Raw genomic sequence first — 13767 nt, 5'->3', positions numbered from 1 at the left:
GTAAGTAGAATATGGGATTGATTAAATCTATTACAAGTGCTGTGAGCACGGCTATGGGAGACCAGTGGAGAGAATATTTTTACTGTGACGCTCTTAGCGGTGATGTATTAGTAACCAAGGGAAAAAAGCGCATTAACGGAGGAAAGAGCAGCAATACAAAAGGTGAGGAAAATATTATTACCAACGGTTCCGTTGTAGCAGTCAATGAAGGACAGTGCATGATTATCGTGGATCAGGGAAAAGTTGTGGAGTTCTGTGCGGAAGCGGGAGAATTTACATATGATACTTCTACTGAGCCGACGTTATTCTACGGGGATTTTGGAGAAAACATAGGCCGTACCTTCTCTACCGTAGGCAGGCGTTTTACCTTTGGCGGGGATACAGCGAAGGATCAGAGAATTTATTTCTTCAATACGAAGGAAATCATGGGTAATAAATACGGTACGGCGAGTCCGGTTCCCTTCCGTGTAGTAGATCGCAACATCGGTCTGGATGTGGATATTGCTATTCGCTGTAACGGGGAATATTCCTACAAGATTACGGATCCGCTTTTGTTCTACACGAATGTAACGGGAAACGTGGTGGAGGATTATACGAGGGATAGGATCGACAGCCAGTTAAAGGCGGAGCTGATGACCGCATTGCAGCCGGCCTTCGCTAAGATTTCCGACATGGGAATCCGCTATAGTGCCGTGCCTGCTCATACGATGGAGCTGTCAGACGCTTTGAATGAAGTATTATCTGCGAAGTGGTCGGAGTTAAGAGGTATTTCTATCGTTTCCTTCGGCGTTAACTCCGTAAAGGCATCCGAAGAGGATGAGGAGATGATCAAGCAGCTTCAAAGGTCTGCCGTACTCAGAACTCCCGATATGGCGGCAGCCACCTTGGTGGGGGCGCAGGCGGAAGCGATGAAAGCGGCGGCATCCAACGAATCCACCGGGCCGATGATGGCTTTTGCCGGGATGAACATGGCGAATATGGCTGGTGGAATGAACGCCAACACCTTATTCGGCATGGCAGGACAGCAACACAGTCAGGAAGCAGCTCCTGTACAGACGAGGCAGACCGAGGAGGGTTGGAGCTGTTCCTGTGGAAGAGCCGGAAATACGGGCAAGTTCTGTGCGGAATGCGGCACTCCAAAGCCTGTGGATGGCTGGGCATGTGCCTGCGGCGCGGTGAATAAAGGAAAATTCTGCAGCGAGTGCGGTCAGAAAAAGCCGGCAGGCGAACCTTTGTATAAATGTGACAAGTGCGGATGGGAACCGGAAGACCCTAAGAATCCTCCTAAATTCTGTCCGGAATGCGGAGATTCCTTTAATGAGGGCGATGTAAGGCAGTAGAGGAAGGCTTTTGCTTTAAAAAATATAAAGAAAAAACAGTCCTCTTGTAAGCGGATATCTACAAGAGGACTTTACTTCTGTAATAGGAGGGAGCCCCTATTACAGAAGTAATTTATGCGCAGCTACGCGCGCGGAACAAAAGCTATGCTGCCAAAGTGCTTGGCTGCGGGAATGTACGGAGCACACTTTTGTTCTGTAATAGGAGCCCCTATTACAGAAGTAATTATGCGCAGCTACGCGCGCGGAACAAAAGCTGTGCAGCCAAAGCGCTTGGCAGAGAGAATGTGTGAAGCACACTTTTCTTCTATATATATATTATAGGAAAGCCCTTATTATGGTAAAACGTAGAAGTATTGTCTTTCTTTGGAAGAGTCTGCGTTGTGTACTTTTTATAGTTTAAAACGAGAAAACGGGGGTGAGGAAATGGTTGCGGTCATCGTTATTTTAGTGCTGCTTCTTGCAGTTTTGTTCATTGGATTTCTTGCGGTGAGTGCGATAAGGGAGAAGGTGCGTTCCTTCAGTCGATTGGCATGGGGAACGGATTCTGTTACTGAGGGCATCGAGAAGATGCAGGAGGAATATGCTTCTACGCCGAAATCGGTATCTGCAATGACCAGCTTGTACTTGCCGAAGATCACTGCAGATTTTCCGGAGTTTAAATATGATGAAATGAAAGGGCGGGCAGAAAATGTCCTTGTATCTTATCTTATGGGAAAGGACAAGGAGGACGCATCGCTTTTAAAGGACGGTAATCAGGAACTAAAGGATAAGTTGCGCTCAGAAATCGAGATGAACAGGGCAGCAGGAATCAGGGAGCATTTTGAAAGCGTGGAAATCCACCGGACGGAAATAGCTGCCTACCAGAAAAAGCAGGGACGCTGCATTATTACGTTTCAGGCGTCAGTGCAGTATTACGGATATGACAGTGACAGAGACGGGAAGGTAACGAAGGGGAATAAGAGCAGACTCACGCAGTCGAAATACAATATTCATTTGATTTATATACAGGACAGAAATCTGGTGGAAGAGGAGCGGGACTTCGGGCTCGGCTTAAACTGTCCGAACTGCGGTGCCCCCATTTCAGGACTTGGGGCTAAGGTATGTGAATACTGCGGTACCCCGGTATTGGAATTGAACATTAAGGTATGGACATTTAGCGATGTGAGAGAGGTACAGTAACAGGTCTTTATCGCATCGATTGAAAGGAAACGGATAGAGAAGCATGAGTATTTACGATACACTGAATGAACAACAGAAGCAGGGAGTATTTACGGTGGACGGCCCCGTTTTGCTGCTTGCGGGAGCAGGAAGCGGTAAAACAAGGGTGCTGACCCATAGGATTGCATATTTAATCGATGAATTCGGGGTGCAGCCATGGAATATCATGGCGATTACTTTTACCAATAAGGCGGCAGGAGAGATGAGGGAACGCGTCGACAGCATTATTGGTCATGGCGCAGAGCAAGTATGGGTATCCACATTTCACTCCACCTGTGTAAGAATCCTTAGAAGATACATAGACAGATTGGGCTTTGATAATAATTTCACCATATACGATACGGACGATCAGAAAACCGTAATGAAGGATATTTGCAAGCGTCTTCAAATAGATACGAAGATGTTAAAGGAAAGGACTTTATTAAGCGCGATTTCTTCCGCAAAGGATGAGTTGATTTCTCCTATCGATTACCAGCTTCAGGCTATGGGTGATTACAATAAAGCGAAAATTGCCGGTGTTTATCATGAATACCAGGCGGTGCTCCGCAAGAATAATGCTCTTGATTTCGATGATTTGATCGTAAAGACCGTAGAGCTTTTTAAGGCGTGTCCGGAGGTGCTTGATAGTTATCAGGAGCGTTTCCGCTATATCATGGTGGATGAGTATCAGGATACGAATACGGCGCAGTTCGAGCTTATCCGGCTGCTGGCGGACAAATACCGCAATCTTTGTGTGGTGGGAGACGATGATCAGTCCATTTATAAGTTCCGCGGCGCTAATATTCGAAATATACTCGATTTTGAAAAGGTGTATGCGGAAGCCACTGTTATCAAACTGGAACAGAATTACCGCTCCACCCAGAACGTGTTAGATGCAGCAAATGCGGTTATTCAGAATAACGTCGGCCGTAAGGACAAGGCTCTTTGGACGAGAAAGGGAGAAGGCAGCAGAATCCATTTCAAACAATTTGACACCGCCTTTGAGGAGGCGGAATATATTTGTGATGATGTGGCAAAGAAAAAAAGAGAGGGAATGCCTTCTTATGGAGAATGTGCTATTCTCTACAGAACCAACGCGCAGTCCCGTATGCTGGAGGAGCGCTTCGTAGTGAAGGGGATTCCATATGATGTGGTGGGAGGTACGAATTTTTACTCCAGAAGAGAAATAAAAGATATCCTGGCCTATTTAAAGACCATCGACAATGGCAGGGATGACGTTGCGGTGAAACGAATTATCAATGTGCCTAAAAGGGGGATAGGTGCTACCACGATCGTGCGGGTACAGGAATATGCTGATATGAGGAATATCAGCTTCTACGATGCCTTGAGGGAAGCGGATCAGATTATGACGATAGGAAAGAGCGCCGTAAAGCTTGCGCCTTTTGTTACAATGATACAGACCTTCCGCAGCAAATTGGAGTATTACAGTCTGGAGGAGCTGATGAAGGATATCATCGAGACTACCGGCTATGTGAAGGCGCTGGAGGAATCCGACGAGGAGGATGCGGAGGATAGAATTAACAATATCGATGAACTGCTCAGCAAAATAGTATCTTATCAGGATACCCATGAGGAGCCGAAACTGAGCGAATTCTTGGAGGAAGTTGCATTGGTTGCCGATATAGACAGGATTGAGGACGACGGGAACCGGGTGCTTCTTATGACCTTGCACAGTGCAAAGGGACTGGAATTCCCTCACGTGTATCTGGCAGGAATGGAGGATGGCGTATTTCCAAGTTATATGACTATCACTTCCGATAATCCCGAGGACATCGAGGAAGAAAGACGCCTCGCTTACGTAGGAATTACGAGAGCGAAGGAGGATTTGACGATTACCTATGCAAGGCAGAGAATGCTTCGGGGAGAGACACAGTATAACCCTATCAGCCGTTTCGTAAAGGAGATACCGGAGGAGCTGTTAGACGGCAAGTTGCCGTCTGTCAGAAACCGGGATTATACGGAATACGAGGAGGACTCCTACGAACGCAGCCATTTCAAGGCAAAGCCCTTTGGCATGAGTTATATGTCTCAATATGGAGTCGGAGCAGCAGAAAAAAGCAGTGATAAGGAAGCTTCTTATAGGGGGTCGGAAGCAGGACAGTCCGTTTTTTCAAGAGAAGGAGCATCAGGAAGCTACCAGAGGATTTTCGACAAAGGTGTATCAGCACAGCCTGTCAAATCAAAGCCTAAAGCGATTGCGGTGCCTAAGCGTACTCCGGCGGAAAACAGACCATTTATAGCGGGAGGAGGAGCCGGAAGTTTGAGCGGTGTAAACGGCTTATCGAAGGGAGCGCCGGAAGCGGGAGAGTTAAGCTACGGCGTGGGCGACAGAGTACGTCACATTAAATACGGGGAAGGTACGGTTGCCAAAATGGAGAAGGGGCCTCGCGACTATCAGGTGACAGTGGTTTTTGATGAGGTCGGGCAGAAGGTCATGTATGCAGCCTTTGCAAAATTAAAAAAGTTGTAATCGCGAATTGGTAACGTTGAAGGTATCGGGCGGTTACAATGTTGAGTTAAATTTAATGAAAAACTTATAGTAAAATATGGGAATTGGTGTTATATTATTAATAGGATAGTTTTTGGAATATACAAAAGTTGGTATTGCCGTCATTCAAATAAATAATTCATGAAAATAATTCATAAACTGAGTTATAAACGGTAACAATAAATCGAATAAAGGCAAAGAGAGGTATGCGCTATGAACAAATTAAGTAAATTGGAAGAATATATTGATATGTCCAGAATCAACGAGCTTCTGGGAAGAAAAGAAGAGAAGAAGAAATGCAATACTGTTCTTTGGGTATTTGCAATCATTGGTGCTATTGCCGCTGTTGCAGCGATTGCTTATGCGGTATACCGCTATTTTACTCCGGATTATTTGGAGGATTTCGAAGATGACTTCGATGAGGACTTTGACGACGATTTTTTTGAAGATGAAGATGATGGTTTTGATGAGGGTGCGGAGAAGTAGTGCAGGCCGTGTCACATAGGGCAGTTATTTTAGATGATAGGTAATAGGGCGGAATGTACTTGTGCGTACATTCCGTTTTTGGTATTGTATAATCGGTGGATTAGGTAGTAAAATTGCACATAAAATTTGCGAAGGTTATGAGTTTTGCAGTTGCGATATTAGTTTAGTTGAAAGGATAAAGATACAAGAATGAAAAAAGGACAGGTAATAGAAGGCGTTGTGGGAAGAGTTGATTTCCCGAATAAGGGGATAGTGGAATGTGAAGAAGGGGTATGTGTAGTAAAGAATACGCTTCCGGGGCAGCGGGTTTTATGTAGGATTAATAAGGTGAGAAAAGGAAAAGCGGAGGGAAGGCTGATTGAGACACTGGAAAAGTCTCCGCTCGAGATGGAAAGTCCTTGTGAACACTTCGGAATCTGCGGCGGGTGTACTTATCTGTCTTTGCCATATGAAGAACAGCTTCTTCTGAAAGAGGAGCAGGTGAAGAAGTTGTTGGATTCTGTATTATGTAAACAAGAATCTAAATATAAATTTGAGGGGATTAAGGGAAGCCCCAAGATGTATGGCTATAGAAATAAAATGGAATTTTCTTTTGGGGATGAAATCAAGGATGGGCCGCTTGCTCTTGGCATGCACAAAAGAGGAAGCTTTTATGATATTGTTACTGTCTCTGATTGCAAGATCATGGATGAAGACTATAGAAGGATTCTAGCCGGAACGAGAGCTTTTTTCGCTGAAAGAAAGATGAGCTTTTATCATAGATTGAGCCATGAAGGTTATTTGCGGCACTTGCTCGTAAGGAAGGCTGCAAAGACGGGGGAAATATTAATTGCCCTTGTTACAACTACGCAGGAGGAATATGATTTAACGGAATTTAAGGAGATGCTGTTAGCACTGGATTTGGAAGGGAAAATCGTCGGCCTCTTGCATACGAAAAACGATTCTGTAGCCGATGTGGTAAAGAGTGACGAAACGGTTATTCTTTATGGACAAGACTATTTTTATGAGGAGTTGTTAGGTTTAAAATTCAAGATTTCTCAATTTTCTTTTTTCCAGACGAATACTTTTGGCGCAGAGGTACTTTATGAGACGGCAAGAGAGTATATCGGTTATCTTTCGCCGGAAGGAGAACGGGGGAAGATAGTTTTTGATTTGTACAGTGGGACGGGAACAATCGCCCAGATGATGGCGCCGGTCTCCGGAAAAGTGATCGGGGTGGAAATCGTGGAGGAAGCGGTGGAAGCTGCGAAGAAAAATGCGGAGCTCAATAGGTTACATAACTGCGAATTTATAGCGGGGGATGTACTGAAAGTTCTTGATGAAATTGTAGAAAAGCCGGACCTGATTATTTTGGATCCGCCCCGCGATGGAGTGCATCCCAAGGCGCTTAAGAAGATTATTGATTATAGGGTGGAACGATTGGTCTATATATCCTGCAAGCCTACTAGCTTGGTGAGGGATTTGGGGGTGTTTTTGGAGAATGGGTATGAGGTGGTAAGGGCTGTAGCGGTGGATCAGTTTCCTTGGACGGCGAATGTGGAGACGGTGGTTCTTTTGTCCCAACAAAAACCGGATGACCGGATAGAGATTGGACTTAGATGAACTGGATGTTACCTCGGCTGAGACGAAAGCTACCTATCAGGAGATTCGTGATTATGTGTATGAGAAGCATGGTTTGAAGGTTTCCAATCTGTATATTTCGCAGGTGAAAAGGAAATGTGAGTTGGAAGTTGGGGAGAATTATCATCTTGCTAAGAATGATAATGCAAGGGTTCCCAAATGTCCGAAGGAAAAGGAAGAGGTCATATTGAACGCTTTGAAGCATTTTAGTCTAGTTGTTTAATTGTCGCATCGATAATATATCACTACATCTAAAAAAATATCTAAAACAGGTGAATTGACAAGAGAAGCAGTTACCGAGGAATCCTCGGCAACTGGTACTGATGTAAAAACCTATAAAACTAAGGAGAAAGTGTTAAAGGATTGAATATATGCGTGATATGTTTCAAAGGGCGGCGGTAAGATGTTCAGATGATTTTAATACATACTTTATTGAAGAATTTGGCTGCTTTTGTGAAGTATTTGATACAGCGACAGAGCGAGTATTTATATTCCTAAAAAACCCAGCTTTTGAAGAAGAAAAAAGAGGTTAGAATTGTATAATATGATTAATCCGAATGATACCAGGGAATACACTCAAACGATGTTTCAAAAAATATAATAGGGGACGGCCAAAGGGCCGGTGTCCGCGGCAGTATTGATGACAAAGGCATAGGAAAGGAGAGTGCGTCTGCGAGAAGCGAACAGATGCGGAAAACCATAATGAAAAAAATAAATGATTATTTATACTCAGGCGATACCGTTCTTAAGATACTGCAGAGATATAGTGAGGATTTGAAACAGTCGTCAAAAGAAACTCATAATCAAATTGATCTTGTGCACTGTAATTTTCTGCTTCAGATTGCGGAACTTTTGCAGCACAACGAATTCCTGACCTCGCAGTCTCAGCGGATCAGGGAATTCTATAAACATATGGCAAATGAATACCCTTTCCTTGCATTTACTTTTAAGGGCAGAATCAAATCTCTGATACGCGCGGAAGCAAAATTTAACGGATACATTGTGGAATATATTTATGATTATTATATTAAACACGGCAATTACCCTTCTCTTCCTGAACTGAAAAATTATTTAAACTGTTTTCGGGATCTGATTGCATACAGAATTGTGATTTCTCTTCCCAAATGTCATCTGAAAGAAGGCGAAATTTGGACGGATGAAGAAAATAAATATCTATATGATGTTGCCAACCAGTTGCTTGGTTTCATGGAGGAGCGCGGATTTACCGCGGAAATAGCTTCTTTAAAGGGGCAGAAAAAATCGCCTTTGTTAAGGGAGAGCGTAAGCCCATATTACAGAGATTATGTTGTAAATCCAGAGACGAGTGGCTACCGTTCTCTGCATATAACATTTTATGATAACATTGCACGTTGTTACGTGGAAGTACAACTTCGTACAAAAGAAATGGACGATTTTGCTGAAATTGGTCCTGCTAATCATTTGGGTTACGAAAAACGGCAGGAAAGTGAAAGAGCGAAACGAAATGCAATCCCAAAAGGAGAAAATATTTATTTTGATGATGCTTATGAAAGAGGTATTATGCTGCAGCAGCTTGAATTATCGAAATTGGATGTAAATATGTTTTCGGCAGTGAATAATTCGCTTATTAACGATGGATGCGGTCTATATCGGGGACGGCTTATTCTTCCGTACGAGCATCTTTCAAGATTTCAAAATGATTTAGTTGACTAATTTTTGAAAATGTAGCTGAACTATTAAATCCCCCGTCTGATGCTACTCTTTACGCTGTACGACACCCTAATCGATGTTGTAAACAGCTCCACTACTATAATATCCCAAAAGAGTAAGAACACAAGTGAGTCGTTTCCTCATGAAGCTTTTATAGAGTTTGCAAAAGGAATAGTTACTAAGAATGAGATAAAAACACCAATTGAAAAAATGCTAATTCTACTGATGGTCGATAGCTTTTTATACATGGTTAGTTACAATAAACATAGGTAGAAGGAGGAACTCCATGGATAAAGACAAATTTGGGAAATTTGTCACTAACCGAAGAAAAGAAAAAAACATGACACAGAAAGAACTGGCAGAGATATTATATCTGACCGATAAGGCAGTTTCAAAATGGGAAAGAGGACTTAGTCTTCCCGATATTTCAATTTTGGAACCGTTGGCCAATGCTCTGGATATAACGGTAATGGAATTGCTGAAAGGAGAATGCATTGAGGACGAAAGCTGTATATCGACGGAGGATGCCAAGCAGCTCATTCATGATTCTATTGCCATTTCAGACGCGGAAATATCCAGAGTGCATGCAAAAAGCAAAAATATTATTATTTTTTGTATTATATGTCTTATGCTTCTTATCTCTATCATACTAAATATTATTTCCCTTACAACGGCGCCGGAAACGGTACAGGATAACCGGAAGTTCAGTGAACAACAAAATTTTATCTACATAAATGAGCCGGAATATAAAGAAAGGGAGTGAGTGGAGCATGAAAAAGAAAGAAGTGGTTACCACATTTTTTATATTTATAGCGTGGTGTGTTTTTTTATGTGTGTCGGGTTTTATTGAAGTGCAAAAAATATCGGAAAATAAAATGTCAGGCTGGCTGCTTCCTGCGTTGTTAATGGTGCTGTTGTTTTATGGATCCCAAAAAGCTCCGGCGGGAGGTTATACGAAAGCGGCCTTCAGCTTAAAAAAAAGTAAAGCATTTCAAGGATTTTTGGCAGTTTGCGTTATCATGCACCATATGTACATAGTATTATTATCCGAACTCGATTACAAAGGTGCATTGATTATGTTTAAAAATTCAGGAGTTATTATTGTAGGCTTTTTCTTTTTTGCATCAGGATATGGACTTATTACGAGCTTATATCAAAAGGATAATTATTTAAAAGGCTTTATAAAAAAGAGAATATTTACTGTGTTAGTTCCTTTTTTTATATGTAATTATGTCTATTTGACAACGATGCTTCTGATGGGTAGAAAGTATGCGATGAGTGATTTGCTGTGTGTCTTTTTTGGAGTAAAGCTTTTAAATTCCCAAATGTGGTTTGCCGTGGAAATTATGTTTTTGTATATTCTGTTTTATGTCATTTTCCGTTTTATCAGGCGGGAAAAAGTCGCTTATATGATTATGGGGGTTTGCGTTGTGGCTGTAATGGGTGGCAGCCTGCTATTGGGCCATGATTTGACAACCGGTGAGATTGTCAGCTGGTTCCGGGGCGAATGGTGGTATAATACGACCTTTGTATTTTTTATTGGAATGCTTGCCGCCCGCTTTAAAGAAAAATTACTGCCATGGATTAAAAAAAGGTATTATTTATGCCTGAGTATGCTTCTGGTCCTCAGCTCGTTTTTTGGAATTATATCGAAAAGGCTGCTTGAAGAAAAAGGTTATTGGATTGAGGATATATTTTATAAGGGATATACGGAAAAAATTGAAACATTGGCTTTCCAGCTACCTATGGTTGTGTTTTCTGTTGCGGTAATTCTATTGTTTATGATGAAAATTACGTTTTATAACAAAGCGTTGGATTTTTTTGGCAGATTCTCACTTGAAGTCATACTGATTAATAATGTGTTTATCGTATCTCTGTTAAAGCTTGCTGTTATAAACGAAATCCTATATATCATAGCGGTGTTTGCGGCAACGATATTGGCGGCCATGACTATCTATAAAATAAAATTATGGGTATTGGACAAAAATGATTATTTGTCAAGATGGAGGTAGAGGATGAAGATTGGTAAGTTAGCAACCGGCTGTTTGGGATTTTTGGGGGGTGTTGTAATTGCTTTGATGAATCCGATGATTTGCAGTGCGGCACCGGAGGGGTATACGGAATATAAAGTACAGGGGCATTCCATCTCATTTCCGGATGACTGGTATGTGATGTATGAAGGAAAAGAAGATTTAGAAGAAATCTATACGATGTATCAATTAGATTCCTATGAGAGCTTTCAAAAACGTTTGGATGGAGCCATTTTGGAAGCAGTTAATGCGGCGGATGTTGACTTGAATTCGCAGACTGGAGCTCTTAAAAGTGAAAATGGTATGGATTTATTTATGTTGGAGGATACGGAAAAATTTTCGCTTGAGTATAAGGAATTAAAAGAACAGCCTGAGGATGTGCAGCAATCCTTTTTAGAAGCTTATGGAAAGCAAATGAAGTCCGAATCGGGAATGAACCTGGGAGATACATATTTAGTGGAAGGAACCAATGCGGATTTTGCGGTTATTACTCTTTCCTATCAGGATTATCATTATATAGTAGCCGGCACGGTAAGCGGTGGAAGAGTTTTTACAATTATGACGTTATCCCGAAATGAGGAAGAGGTTATATCAGAAAAGGAAAAAATAGTAGGGGAGATTCTGCAAAGTTATTGCTTGGAAGAAACTGCAGTGAGTGCGGACGGAGGAAACAAAGCAGAAGATACTGCTGTCACAAAGCAGAGCCCGGAAAATGTCACGACAGAGAAAGAAGTGATAGAGATATCGCTCGGTATATTTATAATCCTTCTCTTTGTACTATTACTTGTCGGAGTAAAAGGGAAAAAGAAACAGGAATTTCACGAAGATGCCTTTTCCCTGTCGGTTATGAAAGGACTCCAAGGCTTTTGTGCCGCTGGAATTATATTGCACCATTTGGCTCAGGCTATTACGCAGAATAATAATCTTGATAAGGGAACGCTGAATTTGATGTGTGATATTGGTGTTTTTTTTGTCGGAGTATTCTTCTTTTGTTCAGGCTATGGAGTGTACACGAGCCTAAAAACGAAACCGGATTATTTAAAAGGATTTCTCACTAAAAGGCTGTCGACAATTTTGGTGCCGTTTTATACAGGAAATACGATATTTGTACTGACAGCCATATTGTTTGGCGAGACATTTACAAAAGCAGAATTAATCAGTGCCCTTACGGGTTGGGTCTTATTGAATACACAACTTTGGTTTATTGTAGAAATCTTTATATTATATATTGTCTTTTACATCATATTTAAGATTTTGAAAAATGAGAAGACCGCTTTTATTTTTATGGGTGTATTTATTATTGCCATTATGACTGCAAGCTTATTTCTTGGACACGATTTCCGGACAAAAAGCGGTGGTGCCTGGTTAAGAGGTGAATGGTGGTATAACAGTATTCTTTTATTTTATGTAGGGATGATATTCTCCAGATATTATAATGTTCTGATTTCAAACATTAAAAAGAATTACCGGCTATGGCTGTCAGCCGGTCTGATAGGAAGCGGCATTTTTTATGCCTTAACAGAATATATGCTAAAAACAAAAGGCTATTGGTCAGAGTGGGACGGACACCCGGGGTATCTGGAAAAAATACAGACGTTATCATGTCAGCTTCCGATGATCATATTTATGGTTATAACATTTTTCTTAGTTACGATGAAGTTTCAATTTAAAAACAATTTTCTGGCTTTCTTAGGGAAAATTGCAATTGAGCTTTACATTATTCACAACCTATTTATTATATATTTGAGAAATCAAATAGAAATTAAAAATGATTTCATATATATAATATCTGTATATATATTAGCTATTTCAATGGCAGTGCTGCTTCATGAGTTTGACCAGAGGGCCATCGCCCTTATTATAGGGAAAAAGCCGGGCGGAGGCGGTGGAGAAGGTATAGAAGCACCAAAAGACACTAAATTAAATAGTCAAAAAGAATATTTTATTGATTGTATGAGGCTCTTAATGACATTTTTCGTAGTGTTTATTCACTCACCGTTTGGAGGAAAAGCAGGAGAAATTTTCTTTTGCTTTGGAAAGATGGCAGTTCCCTTCTTTATTGTAGTAAGCGGTTACTTTTGCTTCTCCGATAAAACAGAAATTTTCGAGAAAAGAATTAAGAAACAGGCAAAGCGTATCTTTATGCTCTGCGTGGGCGCTAATTTTTTATATGTATATCTATATTTAATCGGAAATAAGCTTGGACTCATGCCGGTAGGGATTCAAAAGAGGGTCAACGATTCAAGCATTGTAGATTTACTTCTTTATAATCAGTCACCGGTAGCAGATCATCTATGGTTTTTAGGCTCTTTGTTTTATGCACTTATACTGATGCTGGTACTAATAAAGATTAAGATTCATAAGAACTTTTTGTTTTTGGCGCCGGTATTCCTTTGTATCTATCTTTATCTGGCTTACAATGGAGAAGGAGAATTCATCAAGTATAGAAATGTACTCATTGTGACACTGCCCTATTTCATGATGGGATGTTTGATTCATCGGTACAAACAGAAAATCCGGGAAATAATTAAGCCGGGCATATTAATCAGTACAGCGGCAGCTTTCGGTTTGTTTGTTGCGGGCGAGTATTTAATATGGAAAAATACCGGAGTACCATACTTAAGTATTGAAGTGCTCGTATATCTTGTTGTTCTTATTTGTTTGTATTATCCCAACATAGGAAGTAAAGGGATTGTTTGGTGGCTTGGCTCTAAGTGTACGCTTCCTGTATACATTTGGCACATGAGCGTATTATGGTTTTTCTGGTTTGCTTATACGAGCATCACAAAAGCCTATCCTGTAGCAGTTACAGTGACTGCATTTGTGCTTCCGCTGCTGCTATCGGCCTTTATAGAAAAAATAAAACAGCATAGCCGCGTGAAATTAGTATAGGTTT

The 13767-nt window shown here is 41.3% G+C and carries 11 protein-coding genes; all 11 read left to right on the top strand.

Annotation, left to right across the window (positions count from 1 at the left end):
* Nucleotides 1-11: 11 nt before the first annotated feature.
* Complete coding sequence (locus tag CC90_RS0108985) at nucleotides 12-1340, top strand: SPFH domain-containing protein (RefSeq protein WP_031390448.1); 1329 nt, start codon at nucleotides 12-14, stop codon at nucleotides 1338-1340.
* A 423-nt stretch (nucleotides 1341-1763) separates the two neighbouring features.
* Nucleotides 1764-2519 (top strand): zinc ribbon domain-containing protein, encoded by a 756-nt coding sequence (locus tag CC90_RS0108975; RefSeq protein ID WP_031390446.1) that lies wholly within the window; start codon nucleotides 1764-1766, stop codon nucleotides 2517-2519.
* 43 nt (nucleotides 2520-2562) lie between these two features.
* On the top strand, nucleotides 2563-5028 hold the full coding sequence (locus CC90_RS0108970; RefSeq protein ID WP_031390445.1) for an ATP-dependent helicase: 2466 nt from the start codon (nucleotides 2563-2565) through the stop codon (nucleotides 5026-5028).
* A 231-nt stretch (nucleotides 5029-5259) separates the two neighbouring features.
* The gene (locus tag CC90_RS0108965; RefSeq protein WP_031390444.1) at nucleotides 5260-5532 is read left to right on the top strand and encodes a hypothetical protein; all 273 of its coding nucleotides are present in this window, start codon (nucleotides 5260-5262) and stop codon (nucleotides 5530-5532) included.
* Between the two features lie 189 nt (nucleotides 5533-5721).
* Nucleotides 5722-7134, top strand: a complete 1413-nt coding sequence (gene rlmD, locus CC90_RS0108960) for a 23S rRNA (uracil(1939)-C(5))-methyltransferase RlmD (RefSeq protein ID WP_031390443.1) — start codon at nucleotides 5722-5724, stop codon at nucleotides 7132-7134.
* Nucleotides 7121-7375, top strand: a complete 255-nt coding sequence (locus tag CC90_RS0108955) for a hypothetical protein (RefSeq protein WP_031390442.1) — start codon at nucleotides 7121-7123, stop codon at nucleotides 7373-7375. The genes rlmD and CC90_RS0108955 overlap by 14 nt, the downstream gene beginning before the upstream one ends.
* A 148-nt stretch (nucleotides 7376-7523) precedes the next feature.
* Nucleotides 7524-7685, top strand: coding sequence for a hypothetical protein (locus CC90_RS24200; RefSeq protein WP_157837544.1), 162 nt, complete (start codon nucleotides 7524-7526; stop codon nucleotides 7683-7685).
* A 169-nt stretch (nucleotides 7686-7854) separates the two neighbouring features.
* Nucleotides 7855-8844 (top strand): nucleotidyltransferase family protein, encoded by a 990-nt coding sequence (locus tag CC90_RS0108945; RefSeq protein ID WP_031390441.1) that lies wholly within the window; start codon nucleotides 7855-7857, stop codon nucleotides 8842-8844.
* Between the two features lie 283 nt (nucleotides 8845-9127).
* The gene (locus tag CC90_RS0108940) at nucleotides 9128-9604 is read left to right on the top strand and encodes a helix-turn-helix domain-containing protein (protein WP_051869352.1); all 477 of its coding nucleotides are present in this window, start codon (nucleotides 9128-9130) and stop codon (nucleotides 9602-9604) included.
* 7 nt (nucleotides 9605-9611) lie between these two features.
* Complete coding sequence (locus CC90_RS0108935) at nucleotides 9612-10853, top strand: acyltransferase family protein (protein ID WP_031390439.1); 1242 nt, start codon at nucleotides 9612-9614, stop codon at nucleotides 10851-10853.
* 3 nt (nucleotides 10854-10856) lie between these two features.
* A complete protein-coding gene (locus CC90_RS23040) occupies nucleotides 10857-13763 on the top strand; it encodes an acyltransferase family protein (protein ID WP_051869351.1) in 2907 nt (968 codons plus the stop codon).
* The last annotated feature ends 4 nt before the right edge of the window (nucleotides 13764-13767 follow it).

Source organism: Kineothrix alysoides (genome assembly GCF_000732725.1).
Taxonomy (GTDB): domain Bacteria; phylum Bacillota; class Clostridia; order Lachnospirales; family Lachnospiraceae; genus Kineothrix; species Kineothrix alysoides.
This window is presented reverse-complemented; position numbering and strand designations above follow the sequence as displayed.